This is a genomic window from Paenibacillus athensensis (assembly GCF_004514475.2).
In the GTDB taxonomy this organism is placed as follows: domain Bacteria; phylum Bacillota; class Bacilli; order Paenibacillales; family NBRC-103111; genus Paenibacillus_AL; species Paenibacillus_AL athensensis.
Genome location: NZ_MYFO02000004.1, coordinates 98,281 through 118,791, shown reverse-complemented (window position 1 = coordinate 118,791; position 20,511 = coordinate 98,281). Strand labels below are relative to the sequence as shown.

General features: G+C 59.9%; 12 protein-coding genes. 6 read left to right on the top strand and 6 right to left on the bottom strand.

Annotated features, from left to right (window positions below):
* Nucleotides 1–79 precede the first annotated feature (79 nt).
* Complete coding sequence (locus tag B5M42_RS08680) at nt 80–1,615, bottom strand: fumarate hydratase (RefSeq protein ID WP_134749176.1); 1,536 nt, start codon at nt 1,613–1,615, stop codon at nt 80–82.
* 118 nt (nt 1,616–1,733) lie between these two features.
* Here B5M42_RS08680 and B5M42_RS08675 point away from each other — a divergent pair, with 118 nt between their 5' ends.
* The 6 genes from B5M42_RS08675 (at nt 1,734) to B5M42_RS08650 (ending at nt 13,845) form a co-directional block, all read left to right on the top strand.
* Nucleotides 1,734–2,609, top strand: a complete 876-nt coding sequence (locus tag B5M42_RS08675) for a polysaccharide deacetylase family protein (RefSeq protein WP_134749174.1) — start codon at nt 1,734–1,736, stop codon at nt 2,607–2,609.
* Entirely contained in the window at nt 2,606–3,745 is a 1,140-nt protein-coding gene (locus B5M42_RS08670) for a YfbR-like 5'-deoxynucleotidase (protein WP_134749172.1), read from the top strand. Before B5M42_RS08675 ends, B5M42_RS08670 begins: the two co-directional genes overlap by 4 nt.
* A gap of 191 nt (nt 3,746–3,936) precedes the next feature.
* Nucleotides 3,937–5,814 carry a non-ribosomal peptide synthetase gene (locus B5M42_RS08665; protein WP_167689569.1) on the top strand — a complete coding sequence of 626 codons (1,878 nt, stop codon included), beginning with the start codon at nt 3,937–3,939 and terminating at the stop codon, nt 5,812–5,814.
* A gap of 12 nt (nt 5,815–5,826) precedes the next feature.
* Nucleotides 5,827–6,057: a hypothetical protein gene (locus B5M42_RS08660; RefSeq protein ID WP_134749168.1), complete on the top strand. Its 231-nt coding sequence runs from the start codon at nt 5,827–5,829 to the stop codon at nt 6,055–6,057.
* 127 nt (nt 6,058–6,184) lie between these two features.
* Nucleotides 6,185–7,561, top strand: a complete 1,377-nt coding sequence (locus B5M42_RS08655) for a glycosyltransferase (RefSeq protein WP_134749166.1) — start codon at nt 6,185–6,187, stop codon at nt 7,559–7,561.
* Complete coding sequence (locus B5M42_RS08650; protein WP_134749164.1) at nt 7,558–13,845, top strand: non-ribosomal peptide synthetase/MFS transporter; 6,288 nt, start codon at nt 7,558–7,560, stop codon at nt 13,843–13,845. The genes B5M42_RS08655 and B5M42_RS08650 overlap by 4 nt, the downstream gene beginning before the upstream one ends.
* A 169-nt stretch (nt 13,846–14,014) precedes the next feature.
* Here the strand turns inward: B5M42_RS08650 and B5M42_RS08645 are convergent, their stop codons facing one another.
* From B5M42_RS08645 to B5M42_RS08625, 5 genes are all read right to left on the bottom strand, one after another.
* Nucleotides 14,015–14,440, bottom strand: coding sequence for a hypothetical protein (locus B5M42_RS08645; protein WP_134749162.1), 426 nt, complete (start codon nt 14,438–14,440; stop codon nt 14,015–14,017).
* A gap of 158 nt (nt 14,441–14,598) precedes the next feature.
* Nucleotides 14,599–16,806: a methyl-accepting chemotaxis protein gene (locus tag B5M42_RS08640; RefSeq protein ID WP_134749160.1), complete on the bottom strand. Its 2,208-nt coding sequence runs from the start codon at nt 16,804–16,806 to the stop codon at nt 14,599–14,601.
* A 243-nt stretch (nt 16,807–17,049) separates the two neighbouring features.
* Complete coding sequence (locus B5M42_RS08635; RefSeq protein ID WP_134749628.1) at nt 17,050–17,913, bottom strand: transglutaminase family protein; 864 nt, start codon at nt 17,911–17,913, stop codon at nt 17,050–17,052.
* The gene (locus B5M42_RS08630; RefSeq protein ID WP_134749158.1) at nt 17,913–18,866 is read right to left on the bottom strand and encodes an alpha-E domain-containing protein; all 954 of its coding nucleotides are present in this window, start codon (nt 18,864–18,866) and stop codon (nt 17,913–17,915) included. The genes B5M42_RS08635 and B5M42_RS08630 overlap by 1 nt, the downstream gene beginning before the upstream one ends.
* Before the next feature lie 65 nt (nt 18,867–18,931).
* Nucleotides 18,932–20,392, bottom strand: a complete 1,461-nt coding sequence (locus B5M42_RS08625) for a circularly permuted type 2 ATP-grasp protein (protein ID WP_134749156.1) — start codon at nt 20,390–20,392, stop codon at nt 18,932–18,934.
* Nucleotides 20,393–20,511: the final 119 nt, after the last annotated feature.

Genomic DNA, 20,511 nt, shown 5'->3' with positions numbered 1-20,511 from the left:
CCGGTTCACGGGAAAAAGGGCTACTGTACATCGTAACCCTTTGCCGCATGCTGAATCCAGTATTTTTTTTGTAAAGAAATTACTTGAACACAGGCTCCTTGAGCGCCGACAGCTTGGCCAGCGAGTCCTTCTCCACATCGGCGTGCAGACTGTTGCCGTGCGAATCCATCGTCACAATGGCTGCGAAGCCTTCGGTTTGCAGGTGCCACATCGCTTCGGGAATGCCGAATTCCATGAAATCGACGCCTTCGACCTTTTTAAAGCATCGAGCGTAGTACTGTGCGGCACCACCAATGGCATTCAAATACACCGCGCCGTGCTCGCCCAGTGCCTTGAGCGTCTTGGGTCCCATACCGCCTTTGCCGATGACGGCGCGAATGCCGAACTTTTTAATAATATCGCCCTGATAAGGCTCCTCGCGAATACTTGTTGTCGGACCCGCCGCGCGAACGTGCCACTCGCCGCTTTGATCCTTGCTCATCACCGGCCCGCAGTGATAGATGGCCGCTCCGTTCAGATCGACCGGGCTGTCGTGGTCCATCAAATATTTGTGCAGCGCATCGCGTCCCGTATGCATCATGCCGTTGATCACAACAACATCGCCCACCTTGAGCGCGCGAATTTGCTCCTCGGAAATCGGCGTCGTCAGCACGATCTCTTTGCGCTCCTCGTCTTCCTCAGCGCTACCAGCCGCTGCCGCTTGCACCGGCACCTCGGTACCGCGCGGATAGGACCAGCCGTTAATGGCCCCGGTTGCCTGGTCGAGCAAGACGCCCTGACGGCGGAACGCCCAGCAGTTGTAAGCCACCGATACGAAAAAGCTCGCCGGCAAGCGGTTCATTACACCGACCTTGCAGCCCAGCAGCGTAACCTGGCCGCCAAAGCCCATCGTGCCGATGCCAAGCGTATTGGCGTGCTCCATGACGTATTCCTCCAGCTTGCGCAGCTCGGGGTTCTCGTTCACGTCGTCCACCTCGCGGAATAGCTGGTGTTTGGCCAATTCGTAGCCGCTCGTCCGGTCGCCGCCGATGCCCACGCCGATAAAGCCGGCGCTGCAGCCCTGGCCCTGCGCCTGATAGACCGCGTGCATGATGCACTTGCGGATGCCGTCAAGATCGCGTCCGGCCTTGCCCAGCCCTTCCAGTTCAGCGGGGAGGCTGTATTGAATATTTTTGTTTTCGCAGCCGCCGCCCTTGAGGATCAGCTTGACCTCGACCTCGTCGCGTTCCCACTGCTCGAAATGGATCACCGGCGTGCCGGGACCGAGATTATCGCCGCTGTTGGCTCCTGTCAGCGAGTCGACCGAATTCGGGCGCAGCTTGCTATCCTTGGTCGCTTGCGCCACGGCTTCGAGAATCTGGCGTTTCATGACGATTTGGTTTGCCCCGACGGGACAGTGTATAATGAACGTGGGCATGCCTGTATCCTGACAGATGGGCGATACATTGCATTCCGCCATATGAATGTTGTCGGCAATGGTCGACAGCGACAACGCGGAACGCGTTCCGGCATCCTCGCGCTCGCGGGCCGCTTGAACGGCGCGGCGCACGTCGCCCGGTAAATTGGTGGAGGTTTCAACGATCAGCTCGTACACGCTTTTTTGGAATTGCTGCATAACAACTAGACTCCTCTCTAAATTCACACGCATTTTCTAATCACATAGTTTCTATTATAGCATACCTCGGCGCAACCGTAAGATGTCCGCGCGAGAATTCAAGGAGACCGACTGACGCATGTACAAAGGAATCGGCATCACGCTTCTGCTCGGCATCATCACGCTTACGCTGCTGCTGTCGCCGCTGCAGGCCCGCCCGGCGAATACGACCTCTTATCGCGACCAAGTCGCCGTGCTCATGTACCACCATATTCACGACAAAGACGAAAGCTCCAGCACGATTACAAGCGCTTTGTTTCGCAGCCAGCTGCGCATGCTCAAAGACAACGGCTACCGCTTCCTGACGCTCGCCGAGTTCGAGAGCTTTATGCAAGGCGCTCCCGTGCCTGACAACGCCGTGCTCGTCACCTTTGACGACGGCTACCAGAGCTTTTACACGGCGGCGTATCCGATTTTGCGCGAATTGGGCGTCCCGGCCGTCAACTTCGTGATCACGATGAATCTGGCGAATCCGCTCGGCTCTTACATTCCATCGCTGTCGGGCGACGAAATTCGCGAAATGACGCAAGCCGGAGTCGGCATCGACGTCGGCTGCCATACCGACGCCTTGCATTACAAGCTGCCGAGCGGCAAGGCTGCGCTGGTCGGGCGGCTTTCCGCAGGCGAAACCGACGATGCATACAAGCAACGCGTCGCGGGCGATGCAACGGCATGCCGGCAGAAGCTGGCCGCTTTAACCACGCAGCCGCTTGACGCCTACGCCTACCCGTACGGCATCGCATCGCCGCTGGCCGCGCAATTAGTCCAGAACGCGGGCTTCCGCTACGCGTTTACGATTACGCCGGAGATGGCGACGCGGCGCGCCGATCCGCTGCATATTCCGCGCATCAACGCGGGCAGCCCGAACATTTCGCCGGAGGAGCTGCACCGTTCCATTCAGCGCCGGATCGAGCTTTTGCCCGGCGGGGTTGATGCAGAAAGGAGCGCGCGATGAAAAACGGCAAATTTATCGGCGCCATCATCCAGATGCAATTCATCCCGCGCTGGAGCGAGTTTGCGCCCCGCTTCGAGGATACCGCCTCCAGCCACAGCTTTCGCTGCGGTGTGCTCGCTTTGCTGGTCGGCATCGCAGAGGAGCGCATTTTCGGCCAGCCGATAGACCGGCAGCAGCTGCTCGGCCGCGCCCTGTGGGGCGATCTGAACAATACGGGCACCGGCTCGATCAAGCATGTGACCAAAAAAGAGCACCTGCTGTCCGCGCATATCCGCACCGTCGAGCATGAGGTCAGCAAAGAAATCGTCACGTACCTTTCGCGCTCGCTGCAACCCGCAGCCGCTGATTATATCGTGCACGCCCGCGACGACACGCGCGTTGGACGGCTCGCCGACGCCATCGACACGTTCGACGCGCTGCTGTTCTGCTACCGCGAAGCCCAGCAGCAGCCCGGCTCCTATTTTGCCGGCAAATTCGCCGAGCTGCACGCCGCCGTGCAGGAAACGCCCTTGGACTCGATCCGCTGGCTGCTCGGCGAATTCGACAAGCGCCAGGGCTTGTATGAGTTTTTGCTGCACATGATCAATCTCGATACGGTAAAGCGCTGGAACGGCAGCTATAACCTCGTCCCCGACAACGACGCCACGCACTCCTTCCGCGTCGCTTCGCTTGCTTTGTTCAACGGACTGCTGGAAAAGCTGAAATTCGGCCATGCCGATCTCGACCTGTACCGGCTGACGGGCAAGGCGCTGCTCCACGATTTGCCGGAGGCACTGTGCGGCGATGTCGTGACGAACTTCAAGAATACGAATCCGAGCATCAAAAAAGCGTTTGAAGCCTATGAAAAAAGCACGGCGCAATCGATGATTGACAAGCTGCCGGAGGCGCTTCACGCCGATTTGACCGACCTCATGGTCGAATGCAAATCCGACGACGACGAGGGCCGTCTCGTCGATATCGCCGACAAGCTTGACGCACTGATCAAGGCGAATATGGAAATGCGCAACAACCCCCGCTACGTCGAAACGTTCTATCAGCAGCTGACCAAGGTGCAGCACAGTTACGAGAATCCGTGCGTGATATTTTTTCTCGCCTACATTTTACACGACCTCACCTATACCCACTCCCTTCGTTAAAAAGATCTGTTCTGTTGCAACGTATCCCCAAATAGAACTACCTTACGCCCGCGCTTGTCGGGCTTTTTTCTGTTGGCGTGCGAAACGGCTCGCACAGCGCAGGGGTAGAAAAAATCCCCCCATGCCGGAAACATTTTTTATTTTATACTTGCAGAGTGGAAAACGATTTCCTAAAAATGGAGGATGAGAGGATGCAACATTCCTGTATTCACGAGCTGTTCGAGGCTCAAGCTGCGGCAAATCCGCAGCAAACGGCGTTGATTTACGCGGATCGCAGTTGGTCGTATGCGGAATTAAACGCGCAGGCGAACCGCCTCGCGCATCAGCTGCGCACGCTCGGCATCGGGCCGGACACGCTGGTTGGCGTTTGTCTGGAGCGTACGGAAACGCTGCTGATCGCGCTGCTGGGTATTCTGAAGGCTGGCGGCGCTTATGTGCCGATCGACCCGGACTATCCGGCTGAGCGCATCGCGTTCATGATCGAGGACTCCGCAACGCAGCTGGTGCTGACGGAGGAACGCTTCCGCGGCTTGCTGGAGCCCGCCGGGGCTCAGCTGCTGATGCTCACGGCGCGGGGCGACGAGCTGGCGGAATTTCCCCCGCACAACCTGCAGCCCGTTGCTGCAAGCGGAAGCTTATCTTATGTCATTTACACCTCCGGCTCAACCGGCAAACCTAAGGGCGTCATGCTGGAGCACGCCAGCGTCGTTCATTTTATCGAAGCGATGCAAGCGGCGCTGCCTGTAGCAGACGCGCAAAAATTTCTGTGCGTAACGACCATATCCTTTGATATTTTTGTACTGGAAACGTGGCTGCCGCTTGCTTGCGGCAAGACGGTCGTGCTGGCCAGCCGCATGGAGCAAACGGACATGACGGCGCTGAGCCATTTGCTGCAGCGGAGCCGGATCGATCTGGTGCAAATGACGCCTTCGCGCATGCAGCTGCTCGTTGGCGAAGACCCGGGCCTGGCATCGCTGGCGGCTGTAAGGACCTTGCTGCTCGGCGGCGAGCCGCTGCCTTCCCGCCTGCTGAAGACGCTGCAGGATTTGGACGATACGAAGCTGTTCAATATGTACGGCCCGACCGAGACGACAGTATGGTCGCTTGTGCAGGAGGTTACGCACGCTGATACGGTGACAATCGGATACCCGATCGGGGACACGCGCATTTATATCGTTGGCGAAGACGGCGCTCTGGCGAGCGGAGCCGGCGCAATCGGCGAGCTGTGCATTGCCGGCTCGGGACTGGCGCGCGGCTACTGGAACCGGCCTGAGCTGACCGCCGAGCGCTTTCCTGCCGATCCTTTCGCTGCCGGCAGCGGGGAGCGGATGTACCGCACCGGCGATTTGGCGCATTATGCGCCGGACGGCAGCGTCGTGTACGCAGGACGCAATGATTTTCAGGTCAAGGTGCGCGGATTTCGCATCGAGCTCGGAGAAATCGAAGCGGCGCTTGAAAGCCATCCCTCCGTCGGGCAAGCGGTTGCGCTTGTCCGTGAGGAAGCGTCCGGCGCAACCCGTCTCGCTGCCTATATTTTGCCCGTTGCGGGCGCAAGTCCCGCCCCGGGAGCCGGCGAGCTGCGCCTTTACTTACAGAATAGGCTGCCGGAATACATGGTGCCGTCGGCTTTTGTGGAAATGGAAAGCTGGCCGCTGACCCCCAATGGAAAAATCGATCGCCGGAGCCTGCCGAATCCGAGCCTGACGCGCATGAGCATCGAGCTGCCCTATACAGCCCCCGCTTCGGAAATTGAACGGGAAATCGCCGTCGTCTGGGCCGACATTCTGGGCTTCGACCGCGTCGGCGCCGAGGATGATTTTATCGAGCTGGGCGGCAATTCGCTGCTGTCCACGCAGGTGCTCTCCCGGCTCCAGCAGCTGTACGGCATTCGCGTCAGCTTTCGCGACATGCTGACGCGCGGGCAGACGGTTGCCGCACTAGCCGGGCTCGTCGAAGATGCGCTGCTGCTGCAGGCTGGAGACGACGAGCTGACCGCACTGCTGCTGGAGCTGGACGAGCTGTCCGACGAGGAAGCGGAAGCGTTGCTCGCCGGCAACAAGCGCGGATAAGCGGGCCATGTTATGGACCGCTTGCGGCTGAGCGGTGCGGCGGCGAGCGACGTGCTTGGACGCTTGCGACTGAGCGGTACGGCGGCGAGCGACGTGCTTGGTCGCTGGCGGCTGGGCGGTACGGCGGCGAGCGACGTGCTTGGTCGCTGGCGACTGAGCGGTGCGGCGGCGGGGGACGTGCTTGGGACGCTGGCGGCTGAGCGGTGCGGCTGCGTGGGACGCGCTTGGGACGCTGGCGGCTGAGCGGTGCGGCGGCGTGGGACGCGCTTGGGCCTTTCGACTGAGCGGTGCGGCGGCGTGGGACGTGCTTGGGCATCTTTCCCAGCGTCACCCTATATTTTTCGGATAGAGATAGAGGAGGGAATTTACATTGGCTAATTTTGTTTTAAGCGCGCATATGACCAACGGCGATGTGCTGCCGCTGCTGCGGCTCGGCGCTGCGCTGCGCAAGCGCGGGCATCAAGCGACGCTCGTTACGCACGGAGCCTTCGGCCCGCTGGCGGAAAAAGCCGGCATCGGCTTTCGGGAGCTTGACCCGCCCGAGGCTTATACGGGCATCATGAAGGATTTGCAGCTGTTGGAGGATCCGCTGCGCAAGCCCGAGCTGTACGCAGAATACGAGCGTCGCTACTACGCACCGGAAAAGCTGCAGCACGAATACGATGTGCTGGACAGCCTGTGCGCACAGCCCGACACCGTGCTGATCGGCCGCGAACGCTCCGCCTTCGTCGCCATGATGGTTGCAGAAAAACGGCGGCTTCCGTTCGTCTCCGTTTTCCTTGCGCCCAGCTACGTCGTCCAGCTGGCGACGTGGTCCGAGCTCGGGCATGATTTTTCGATGTCGATTGTCAACCGCTTTCGCGCCCTGCACGGCCTGTCCCCGGTACGGGACTGGCTCTCTTGGGCGCAAGCGGCCGGCAAGCACATCGGCTTTTGGCCCGAGCTGTTCGCGCCCCGCGAGCCTGGCTGGCCGCTCGCGGTTGAGGCCGTCGGCTTCCCCGCAGCCGACGAAGCCGAGCTGGCGCCGCTGCCGGAGCGCCTGCTCGAGTTCATCAGCAGCGACGCTCCCCCGCTGCTGATTACGGGAGGCACGGGCAAGCTGCTCAAACCTCGGTTCTACGAGGTTTGCGTCGAAGCGTGCCGCTTGCTTGACCGGCGGGCGATTCTCGTCACCCGCCATGAAGAGCTGGTGCCGCGCGAGCTGCCCGGCACCATCCAATACCACCGCGTGCTGCCGCTCGCCGGTGTCTATCCGCTGCTGGGCGGCATCATCCATCACGGCGGCATCGGCACAGTCAGCGCATCGATGGCGGCAGGACTGCCGCAGCTCGCGCTGGCCGCCGACACCGACCGGCCCGACAACGCCCAGCGCATCAAGCGGCTCGGGCTCGGCGACTATTTGCCGCCGGCGCTTTGGAAGCCGCAGCACATCGCCGAGGCGCTGGAGCGCATCGGCACGCCGCAGGTAAAGGCGCGCTGCTTGCATATGCAGGCGGCGCTGCGGCAAGCCGAGGCGATGGACGTTGCCTGCACGGCTGTAGAAGCCGCCGTCGGCCAAGCTGCGTACGCGATTTCATCGCAAGCCATAGCCGATGATTACGACGCGGCCTGCCGGCAGCAGCAGCCCGACGGCCAGACCGGCCGCACGGGCAGCACTGCGCCATCACTCGACGCCCGGCGGCGCACCATGCTCGTCCAGCAGCTGCTGCAAGCACGGCGCGCTCAGGAAGAGGTGGTCGGTTCATGACGCAGCAACTGCTGGATAAGCTGGACCGGCTTTCGCCGGAGAAAAAAGCGCTGCTCGCCGAACGGCTCAGCCGGACAAAAAAGCAGGAGGGCACCGCACCAGCGGGCGAAATCCCCGTCCTGCCAAGGCTTGTCGACGCTGCGGGCGTACCGCAGGCGCAAGCATTTCCGCTCAGCTCGGCGCAGGAGCGGATCTGGTTTTACGAAAATGTTTCCCCGGGAACTCCCCGCTATAATTTTGCTGTCGCTTACCGATTTGCGGGACCGCTGCAACACGACGCCCTGCGCTTTGCCATTAATGCCATCGTCGAGCGGCACGAAGGGCTGCGCGCTGTGATCCGCTATGAAGGCGAAGAGCCTGTGCAGCTGATCCGGCCTGCGCTGCGCCTGAGCGTTCCGCTGATCGTGCCGGAGCCGGCAACGGCGTTCCGCGATGAAGCGCTTTTGCAGCAAACGCTGAAAGAAGCGTCCGAGACACTGTTTGATTTTCACGAAGGACCCTTGGTCCGGGCTGCGCTGTACCGGCTCGGCGAGGACGAGCACGTCCTGCTGTGGACGACGCATCACATTTTGTATGACGGCTGGTCGTCCGCCGTGTTCATGCGCGAGCTGCTGGCACTTTATCGCAGCGCCGCAGCCGGCGAGCAGGCGCAGCTGCCCGGACTGACTGTACAATACGCCGATTACGCCTCATGGCAGCGGGCTTGGGAGCGCGGACCGGAATATGAACGGCAGCTGACGTATTGGAAGCGCAAGCTGGCCAAACCGCTGCCGCTGCTGGAGCTGCCCACGGACGGCGAACGGCGGCATATGAACGAGCAGCCGGTGTTCGAAGCGCTGGAATTTCAGCTGCCCGCCGGATTGATGAAGCAGGTTCGATTACTTGCCAAAGAAACCGGCAGTACCTTGTATACAACGCTGCTGGCTGCCTATACAGCGCTGCTGCATGTCTGCACCGGGCAAAACGATCTGCTCGTCTGCTCGCCGGTGACCAACCGCACGCGAATGGAGACCGAGCATGTGCTGGGCTTTTTCGCCAATTCCGTGCCGCTGCGCACTGTGCTTGATCCGCAAGCCAGCTTCCGCCGCCTGATCGCGCAGGTGCAGGAAACGGTGCTGGAAGCCAACGACCATCAGGACGTCCCCTTCAATAAGCTGGTGGAAGCGATCCGGCCCGACCGCAATCCGACGCGCACAGCGCTCGTGGAAACGATGTTTTTGCTGGAGCAGGCCGCCCAGACGGCAACGGTGACGCCGGGCCTTGAGCTGACGGCTCTGGAGGGCTCGCGGCTGCGCGGCGGCTTCGATCTGACGTTGACGCTGTGGGACGGCGGCGAAGGGGCGTTTCCCGGTACGCTGAGCTATAACCCGGCGCTTTTTTGGGAAAGTACCGTCTGCCGCTGGCACCGCCATTTCATGGCGATTCTCGAACGGGCCGTCAGCAACCCGGATGCGCCCTTGCACGATATTTGCCGTTTGCCGGACGAGGAGTATCGCAAAATCGTCATCGAGTGGAACGGCGGCCAAAGCCCTCCGGAGCATTATGCCACAAATAGGCTCAAGAGTGATGCCGCGCAAGCTTCGGCTGATGTGACCACAGCGGCAAAAACGTCTGTCCTCGCAACAGGCGCTGAGCCGAATGCCGAAGACGAGCCTGCAGCCGATCCGGCTCCGGCTACCGACTCGCCTCTTGCTCATGCGTCCGCTCAGACTCCAGGCTCAGCTCTTGAACAAGCGTCGGCGTCGGCTCTTGCTCAAGCGCCTGCTCCGGCTCCAGGCTCAGCTCCCGCACGTGTGTCCGCTTCGACTCTCGACCCGACCACTGCTTCGGCTCTCAACTCGATTAGCGCTTCGGCTCCAGCGACTGCTCTGGCCTCCGGCCCGGCTCTTGTTCAAGCGTCTGTTTCGGCTCCCGACTCAGCGTCCGCTCCGGCTCCAGGCTCGGCTCCCGCTTCGGCCCTTGCCCTAACGCACGCTCCGGCCCTTGCCCAAGCGCCTGCGCCCGGCTCGCCGGAAGCCGCTCCAGTCCCCGAACCGCCCTTCCGGCGCTTCGAGCGCCAGGCCGAGCTGACGCCGGAGCAGCCAGCCGCCCGCTGTGGCAAGCAGGCGCTGACGTATCGCGAGCTGAACGCCAAGGCGAACCGGATCGCCCGCTACTTGCGCGACGAGCTTGGCGTGCAGGCGGAAACCGTCGTCGGCTTGTACCTCGACCGCTCGCTGGAGCTGGTCGCGGCTTTGCTAGGCGTGATGAAATCCGGCGGCGCCTATGTGCCGCTTGATCCGAAAAATCCCGGCGACCGCATCAAAAGCGTGCTGAGCGAAGCCGGCGTCACCCTGCTGCTCACCGAAGCGGCGCTGGCCGAAGAGATGCTCGACCTGCCCGGCGTCCGCACTGTCGTGCTCGACGTCGGCAGCGCCGCCGAAGCCGTCGAACGACAGCAGCCCGGTAATCCGGACTATCCGGTCGCGCCGGAGCAGCTCGCCTATGTGCTCTATACGTCGGGCTCGACCGGCAAGCCCAAGGGCATTGCGGTCGAGCATCGCCAACTGGCCCATTACATCGCCGGCATCCTGCCCCGGCTTGCATTACAGCCCGGCTGGCAATATGCAATGGTCAGCACATTCGCTGCCGATCTTGGCTCGACGATGCTCTGGGGCGCATTCTGCACCGGCGGGACGCTGCACGTCATTACGTATGAGCAAGCCGCCGATCCCGACGCCGTAGCCGCTTATTTTCGCCGCCATCCGATCGATTGCATCAAGCTGGTGCCCAGCCATTTCGAAGCGCTGCTCGGGGTCGCCGAACCGCGCGATATATTGCCCCGGCAGCGGCTGATCTTTGCCGGTGAAGCGTCGCACTGGGAAACGGTCGAAGCGATTCGCAAGCTGCAGCCGGGCTGCACCATTCACAATCATTACGGGCCGACCGAAACGACCGTCTCCGTGCTGACCTACGACGTACCTCTGCACAACGCCCGGCCGCAAACAGCGACGCTGCCGCTTGGACGCCCGCTCGCCGGCGTGCGCACCTATGCGCTGAACCCTTACGGCCTTCCGGTGCCGATCGGCGCCATCGGTGAGCTGCATATCGGCGGCCCAACCGTAACGCGCGGCTATTACCGGCAGCCGGAGCAAACTGCGGAGCGTTTTATCGCCGACCCGTTCAGCAGCGAGCCAAGCAGTCGCTTGTATCGCACGGGCGATCTGGTACGGCTGCTTGCCGACGGCAGCTTCGAATTCGTCGGGCGCGCCGATTTTCAGGTCAAAATCCGCGGCTATCGCATCGAAACCGGCGAAATCGAGCAGGTGTTGCTGCGTCATGGCTCCGTGCGCGATGCTGTCGTCATCGCTCGCGAGGATACGCCGGGCGACAAGCGTCTGGCCGCTTACGTCGTACCGCTCGACAAGGCCGCTTACGCCCCTGCGGAGCTGCGTAAATTTCTGAAGGGCAAGCTGCCCGACTACATGGTCCCGTCAGCTCTCGTCGCGCTGGACAAGCTGCCGCTGAACGCCAACGGCAAGCTCGACCGCGCCGCTCTGCCCGCTCCCGATCCTGCTGCGGTCGAGACGGAAAATGTCTACGCAGCTCCGCGTTGTGAGGCCGAACGGGAGATGGCTGCTTTGTGGGCCGACGTGCTCGGCATTGACGCTGCGCTGATCGGCATTGATCATCATTTTTTCGATATCGGCGGCGAATCGCTCAAAGCGATCAAGCTCGTGCGCAAGCTCGGCAACGGTCTCAGCGTTATGGATTTGTTCAAGCATCCGACCATCCGCGAGCTGTCCGACTGGTTGTCCGCCAAACGCGAAAACGACGGCGAATGGCTGCTGCATGAATTGACCCGTCCGCTCCCGGCGGCGCTCAAGGAAGCCAATCTGATCTGCTTGCCTTACGGCGGCGGCAGCGCCATTTCGTATCAAGCGCTCGCCCAGGCGCTCCCGACGCGCTTTTCCCTGTATGCCGTCGATTTGCCCGGGCACGATTTCAGCCGGCCGGACGAGCCGCTGGAGCCGCTGGCGGACGCCATCGAGCTTTTGATCGATCAAATCAAATTTCTCGTCAAAGGTCCGGTCATTTTATACGGCCACTGTCTCGGCGGCGCCGCTGCGCTGCGGCTGGCTTTTGCGCTGGAGCAGGAGGGCATCGAGCTGCGCGGCGTGGTCATGGCCGGCACGTTCCCGGCAGCGCGCTTGCCAGGCAAGCTGTTCGAATGGTGGCATCGCCTCTTTCCGCGCGACAAAATGATTTCAAACAAAATATTCCGCGACACCCTGCTGGCCTTCGGCGGGCTCGATAACGGCATTTCCGAAGCCGAGCAAAACTTCATGCTGCGCAGCCTGCGCCATGACGCTCGCGAAGCTGAGGATTATTACACGGCGCTGTACGCGATGCCCAACTGCCCCAAGCTGAAAGCGCCAATCGCCTGCATCGTTGGGGGCGCGGACCGGATGACCGAATTTTACGAGGAGCAATATCTCGATTGGGCCGATTTTACCGACACCGTGCATCTGCGCGTCATTCCCGAGGCAGGTCATTATTTTCAAAAGCATCAGCCGGAGGAGCTGGCCGACCATCTCGTCGAGCAAAATACGATTTGGAAAAGAGCCCGTGCCGGCCGCGAAGCGCCCGCGCTCGCCATCACGCAGCCGTCAGCTCTGTCGGCGGTTCACAATCCGGACGCACCGGCAGCCGGCAGCTCCGGCAAGGCTTCAAGCGCGGCCACTGCGCCGCTTTCCGGCACGACCACAGTCGCCTTGCCTTACACGGCCACGGTCCCTGTCCCTGCTGCGGACGCAACTGGCGCGCCAGCTTCCGGCACAGCTGTCGCCGGCACCTATGCCGCTGTGTACAGCGCGCAGGGCTCGCCTGCCCAGCCGGTCGTACAGCGCATCAAACCGAGTATGGCCGCGTTTTTCGTCATTTCCATCGGGCGGCTCGTGTCGATGCTCGGCTCCAACCTGCTTGGCTTTGCGCTTGGACTGTGGGTATATCAAGCGACCGGCTCCGTCGGCGATTTTGCCATCATCTCCGTGTTTGCAATGGTGCCGGGGCTGCTGCTCCTGCCTGTAGCCGGCGTGATTGCCGACAGATACGACCGACGCAAAATTATGATCATCACCGAAGCGCTGGCGCTGGTTACAACGGTGTTCATCGGCACCTTGTATTGGACCGACAGCTTGCAGCTCTGGCATCTGTGCGCTACGGCCGTATTTGCTTCGATGGCCGGAACGTTTATGGGCCCCGCCTCGCAAGCGGCAGTCACCCAGCTGGTGCCCAAGCGATATCTCGTGCAGGCCAACAGCTTTAACGGCATCACCGGCTCCATCAGCGGGATTATGGCTCCCGTGCTCGGCGGCGTATTGGTCGTCACGATTGGCTTGAGCGGCCTCTTGATGCTCGACATCGTTTCGTTCAGCTTTTGTCTGGCCGCCATGCTTGTGATCCGATTCCCGAACCGGATGTTCCGGCGCGCCGAAGAACCGATTCTCAAGGAAATGCTCGGCGGCTGGCACTATATCATGAAGCGCAAAAGCCTGATCGCAATGGTGTTCTTTTTCATGATCACGAACTTTTTTATGACCTTGTTTAATGTGCTCGTTACACCATTTGTGATGAAGTTTTCTTCCGCCGATGTGCTTGGCATCATCTATTCGGGCTGGGGCGTCGGCGCGCTGGTCGGCTCTGTGCTGATCAGCATTTGGGGCGGCTTCACCCGGCGGGCGACCGGCATGGTTGGCTCCGTCGTGCTGGTCGGCCTCTCCGTAGCCGTCGTCGGTCTGCTGCAATCTCCGGTTCTTGCCTTCATCGGCATGACCGGCTTTGGCTTCGCGCTCGCGGTGCTGGAAACGCATTGGCAGTCCATCATCCAGACGAAGGTCGGACTGGAGCTCCAAGGTCGCGTGTTCGCTACCAATATGATGCTGGCATTTATTATGCGCCCGCTCAGCTTTGTCGTCGCCGGACCGCTCGCCGACCGTTGGTTCGCGCCGTTCATGAGCGGCAGCTCCCCTCTGGCCCGCCTGCTGCAGCCGCTATTTGGCTCCGGTGCGGGCAGCGGCATCGGCTTCCTGATCTCGTCCATCGGCATCATTCTGCTGATCTGGGGCTTCGCCGGTCTGCGCTACCGTCCGCTGCGTTATATGGAAGACATCCTGCCCGATGCGATTCCGGGCGCCGTGATCGTCAAGGATAAGGATAAGCTGCAAAAACAAGCCGACCAGCGCCTGCAAAGCGCTGCATCCCCGGCGCAAGCCGAGCAAGGGCAACGCTCCTTGTCGGCTTGATCTCCAGCCGTACTCCGCAAACAAGCCGGAACGCTCTCCAGTGAGCTTCCGGCTCTTTGCTTTTTCTAAAATATGAACATAAAAAAATCGGAAAATCCGCTTCCGCGAAATTTTCCGATTTCCCGCCGAGCCCGGGGACTCCATGCCCCTTTCGGCAGCGCACAGCGACCTAGAACAGCGAGCTGTTCGTCATGACGAAAATCGCCGCAATGACAGCAATCGCCGCAATCCAGCTGTAGGTGCGCACTTTCCCCGCGTCAGCCGAAATGCTGCCGCCCGCTTTGGAGGCTGTCAGCGCTTTCTTGATTCGCGAACCCATCATGCCGGTCACCGCACCGATAATCAACAGCAGCACAACGGCCGTAATCATCCACGATACCGGAGGCTCATACGCATGGATCATACCTCCGCCCGTCAGAAACACCACAATCAGCGAAAATTGACCGATGCGGTTCAATGTGGATAACAGACCAAGAAAGCCCGTTTGCGCAGCGCCGGACAACGAAGCCGCCCGTCCCGCCACAAATGGAAATACGACGTAAGATCCCAGCAGCAAAGCGCTGAGCACATGCAAAAATAACAAAACGTTGTTCATGAGACGCCTCCATATCCTCGACTTGACTTGGTTTCTTCCAGTATAGCGAAATCGCGCCGTGCGGACAAGAAAACGGAGCCGTTATTCGGCCCCGTTCACGATATCTCCATATAAAATGACTCCGGGCCAACAATCGGCATAGCCGGAAGGCAGCCTGCTTATCTGCGGCGCTTGTCCGTCAGCCGGAACTGATTGACCAGCAAGAGCAGCGAGCGCGTAATGGAATCGACATTGCCCGACGTCCCCCGCACGTGCTGCATGTCCTGCTGCAGCTCCTGCACCGTCCGTTCGACCTCGGCGGAAACCTTGCGGTTCTCGATGCTGACCGCCGCGATTTTTTCCATCAGTTCGACCATTTCGTCCACCACCTGCGTCTTGAGCGAATCGCCCGATCCGGCCTGCTGCAAAATATCCGAGGCCGTCGCCACCATCTCCGTACCCTCGGCAACGACGCGCGTGCCTTCCTCCATCGACTCGAACGCCTCTTGCGCCGATTTGCCGATCATTTGCAGCGTTTCGGTAATTTGCGTGGTCGTCGATTTGGTCAAGTCGGCCAGCTTGCGGATTTCTCCGGCTACTACGGCAAAGCCTTTGCCGTGCTCGCCGACCCGCGCCGCTTCAATCGAGGCGTTCAGCGCCAGCAGATTCGTCTGGGCGGAAATTTCTTCAATCGTCCGCAGCAAGCCGCCGATTTCCTCCGTCGTCCGCAGGAAGCTGTGGATCGTCCGGTTCGTTTCCTCAACCTTGGTCTGGATATGCTGCATTTTGCCGCCAATCCGTTCGACTTCCTCTTGCGCCACAGCGATTTGCTCGCCCGCCTTCAGCTCCAGATCGCGCAGCGTGCCGCTCATATTCCGCGATACGTCCTTGGCCACGTCCAGATCCTTGAGCTGCAAGCGAATGCCGCGAATCATGCCGTGGATTTTATCGTTCATCCGCTGGCTGGACGCTTCCGTCGATTCCGTCGATTCCACCAGCAGCTGCTGGCTTGCCTGCACGTCGCCGGCCGCCTGCTTGACGCGTTGCATGATGCCCTCGAGCGAATCGATCATATTGTTGATCCATTTGGCCAGCTCTTTGGTCTCGTCATTATCAAACTGCGCAATCGCCAGCCGCTGGGTCAAATCGCCTTCGCCTTCGGCGTTAATGCGGATGAACCGGCTCAGCTTGTGGATGCGGTCGACAGCAGGACGCATCACGCCCCGACGGGTCAACATAAGCCCGAACAGTCCGTAAATCACATTGAGCAAAACAACGCCCAGCTCAGTCAGAACGAGCGACGACATCTGCGAAGCGGCCCAGACCGCCAGTCCATTGAGCGCAATCATCCCGAGTCCCATCCATAGCTGCATACGGGTCAGCTTCCAGGACAAGCCGCGAATGCGGTAAACCTCCTCCAGATCGCCCTCGCACATCATCCCCCACACGTCCGGGCAATGCGGCAGTTGAAACGTTACCCCCTTGCCAATGACGGGAATGTGGCGATAATCGGAATAGCCGGGAAACGCCACGAACAAATTGCTTCCCGATGCAATCGTATTGGCTACGCCGGGATGAAGCTCTTTGGTCGCCGGATCGGTGAAACGCAGCTCCAGCTCTGTATGGTGCTTGACACTGACAATCCCGTAATCCGTGCGAACGCCTTCTTTCAAATTGTCGCCATGCGTAAAAGTCATATCCTCAAACCGGCTGCGCGACAATGCCGTGCCCGGTGCAATATGCGTATTAAGATGAGCCTGAGCCATGAAAATATAATTGTCTCCGGAATCGGGATACACATGCCCCGACTCGCGCTGAATCAAGTCGCCAAGCACGTCGTTGGGCACGCGCCCACAGAGCAGCCCTTTGCATACGCCGCCCTCCATCAGCGGCAGCAGGAACAGCAGCGTCACCGCATCGTGAAACGAGGAGCTGCTTGGACCTATCTCCAGCGTCAACGCGTCCACAAACGGGCCGTAGAGACATTTGCGGCCTTCTCGGGCGTAATCGAGCCCCCGCTTCCAATCGCCGCCGCTCACATACGAACGGCCGATATGCTTGGCATACGTGGAATAACGCACCGTCAACTGCTGGTCGAGCACAAACAGCTCGGAGAAATCGACGGCCCGTCTGCGCATTTGCTCCAGTGCCTGATTCGCTGCCGCTTCATTCCAGCTTCCTGCGCCTTCGGAACCGCCGGGATTCCACACGCCGGGCTGAAGCCGCTCCAGATGCGACCAGCTCGATTCTACCCAGGTTTTCAATATTTGCATGCGCGTATGCGCGATGCCCTCAAAAATCTCCTCGACGTCCTCCTTCATCTCCCGGTTCAAACGGTAGGACCACCATAAAGGAAGACCTTTTTTAAAACCTAGCCAGTCAAACATAGCTGCACCATCCCAACTTGTCATGGTCATATGACAATTTATCTAACACGCACCATCTGACGGGTGCTATATTGACCACATTCTACCGAAATTTCTGGGTAAATTCAATAAAAAAACACGAAAATCTATCAATGTCCGTCGAAATATGTGAATAAACTTTACATTATCTTAAAAAAGCAAACGGAGCCCCTGTCAATCGGGAGCCCCGTTTTCACCGCCTGCCGCAAGGAGCGCCGTCCCCGGCTACAGCAGCCGCACATCCACCTTCACCTCCAGCCGCTGGTTCGCCGTGCCCCGATACACCCCCTTGACCGGCACGATATCCTGGTAATCCCGCCCGTGTCCCAGCTTGACATACCGCCAGCCGACCTCGGCATTATTCGTCGGATCAAAGCCGACCCAGCCGGTGCCGGGAAGCTGCACCTCCACCCAGGCGTGCGACGCCTGCTCGAAATCGGCGCTGCCGCCCTGCAGATCGCCGACGAAATGGTAGCCGCTCACATAGCGCGCCGGAACGCCCAGACTGCGGCACACCGCAATCATCAAATGCGCGTAATCCTGACACACCCCGCGCCGCAGCTCCAGCGTTTGACCAACCGTCGTATGCACGTGCGTCGCTTCGGGATCATAGGTCAAATCGCCGTGAATCCCGCTGTTCAGCCGTTTGGCCCACGCCACCAGCCCCGCTTCGCCAAACGGATACAGCTTGGCGTAATCCTGCACCTGCTCCGTATTGCTCGTATATTCCGTCGGCAGCAAATATTCGACATAACGGTTCTGCACCCGTTCGCCCGCCAGCAGCTCCAGCTCCTCCCGCATCGAAATCGCCGGAGCCGTTTCCGCACCGGGGTCCTTCTCGCGCGTCACCACCGTCGCCCGCGTCCTGATGACCAGCTCGCGATGCGGCTGATTCACCGTAAACGCATGAACCCGATTGCCAAAGTAGTCCTCATAGGTTAACAGCGATGCAGCCGGCTCCACCGTCACCTCATGGTGATAACACGATTGACGGTAATTCGTGCGCGGCGTCAGCCGCACCTCATTGACACTGTCCGCCACCGCCTCCGCATACATATAGCGCGTCACGTGCTGTATTTCCAGCTTCATCATGCCGTAGCCCCCTCGACGCGAAAAAACGAGCTTTCAATCGTTTGCCCCAGCCGCTGGCATGCCTGCATCAACCCGTCCAGCAGCGGCTGCGCTTCGCCGAGCGTCATCTCCTCCCAATCAAGGCAAGCCAGATCGGCCCTGACCTTGCCGGCCAGCCGGATCCGCCGTTCCCGCGTTACCTGAAGCTCCTGCGGCGTCAGCTGCAGCTTGTCGAGACACTCCTCCAGACGTGAAAACGCATAGTGAATCGAACGTGGGAACGCGTCGCTGCCAATGAGAAACTCCACAATATGCTCGACGGAAAGCTCGTCGGCATACGTACGGCGGAACGATTGACTCGCACTGACCGATTTCAGCACAGCCAGCAGATACATGTACGGCGGCGCCTGATCCTCACGGATCGCGCGGATGACCGATTGCAGGATGCGCACCGTATTTTCCGCCCGCTCCAGATACCGGCCGCTTTCGATGAAATACCATTCCGCCTCGCGGGCCATCACCGACTGCTGGACGCCGTAAAACATCGCCGTGCGCTCCTTGATCATCTTATAAAACAAATGCGGACCTTCCTGCAAAATGTCGTCGACCTGCTTCTCCCCCAGCCACAAATAAAACCCGTTGAGCACATCCCACATCTCGCTCGGCAGCTTCTCCCGCAACGAACGCAAATTACCGCGCGCCTGACTGACGCAAGCGAACAGCGAATTGGCATAACCGCGGTCCAGCGTCATGAACGACAGCACATCCTTTTGCGTGAAGGCATCGAACTGCTGACCGTACTCCGCCCGCGCTCCGAACGCGTCAATCAACCGGAACCACTTGTGATCCTCCTGATGGAAATCCCGCTCCTGCTGGATATGATAATGCACATCGATCAACCTCGCATGATTTTCCGCCCGTTCCATATACCTGCCGACCCAAAACAACGCCTCTGCATTCCGATTCAGCACCGCTACCGTCCCCTTTCCTGATTGCCAGCCGATCTTTCCTTTAATGCCATTGTAAAATTCGCCCGCTACGCGAGCACCCAGGTGTCCTTGCAGCCTCCGCCCTGCGACGAATTAACGACCAACGATCCCATCTTCATCGCTACCCGCGTCAGGCCGCCGGGAACGACGTGCATGCTTTCGTCGGCCCCCATCAGCACGAACGCCCGCAAATCGATATGACGCGGCGTCATCTGGCCGTTCTGGATGATCGGCGCTCGTGACAGCTGTACCGTCGGCTGGGCAATATAGCGCTCAGGCTCCTTGACGATCTGCTCACGGAAAGCGGCTATTTCCGCCTCTGTAGCGGCTGGACCGATCAGCATCCCGTACCCTCCGGACAAGGACGTTTCCTTGACGACCATTTCGTGAATATGCTCCAGCACGTATTCGCGTTCCTCCTTGCGGCCGGTCATGTAGGTCGGTACGTTTTTGAGCAGCGGCTCCTCGTTCAAATAATAGCGGATCATGTCCGGCACATAGACATAAATCGCCTTGTCATCGGCCACGCCTGTGCCCGGCGCATTGACGATCGCCACATTGCCGGCGCGGTACGCATTCATGATGCCGGCAACGCCCAGACACGAATCGGGCCGGAACGCCAACGGATCGAGGTAATCGTCGTCGATACGCCGATACAACACGTCAACCTGCAGCAGCCCCTTCAAGCTGCGGATATACAGCTTATGGTCGATCACGGTCAAATCGCGGCCTTCGACCAAATGAATGCCCATTTGCTGTGCGAGAAAGGCGTGCTCGTAATACGCCGAATTGTATTCACCGGGCGTAAGCAGCGCAATGACCGGCTCGGACTTCGCGTTCGGGGACAAGCTGCGCAGCGTTGTCAGGAAATGGTTCAGACTCAGCTCCACATCGCGGAGCGAGCAGGAGAACGTCAATTCCGGGAAAACGCCGTTCATCAGGGAGCGGCTTTTGAACAAATACGAGAAACCCGAAGGCGAGCGCAAATTATCCTCCAGCACGTAATATTCCCCGGCCGCGTCGCGGATTAAATCGATGCCCGAAGTCGTTACATACGCTTGGCCCGGCACGTCTACGCGCATCATTTCCGGCCGGAAATACCGATTGGCCACAATCATCCTGCGAGGCACGATGCCGTCTTGAACGATCCGCTGCTCATGATAGACGTCGTGGACAAAGCGGTTCAGCGCCTTGACCCGCTGCTGCAGCCCGGCCTCCAACGCCGCCCATTCGTCTCGGGCTATAATGCGCGGAATGAGATCGAACGGAATCGTCCGCTCCAGCGGCTGCACCTGCTCCGGCTTGTAAATCGTAAAGGTGATGCCTTCCTCCAACATCCGCTGCTCCATCGCCGCTTGCTTGACCGCGAGCTCGGCCGGACTCATACCTGCGAACAGTCGATGCGCCTGACTGTAATGCGGACGCACAGCTTGCTCGCCGCCAAACATTTCATCGTAGAAGGAGCCAAGCGCATAAGGCGCATGAGCGGCGCGATTAACCTTGGACATAGACATCCCATCCCTTATCGATCTATTTAATGTAACATTATATAACATATAAATAACATAAATTTTAAGAAAAGTCTGAAAATAAGCTTTTTATATCCATTATCATACGTTCAACCGAA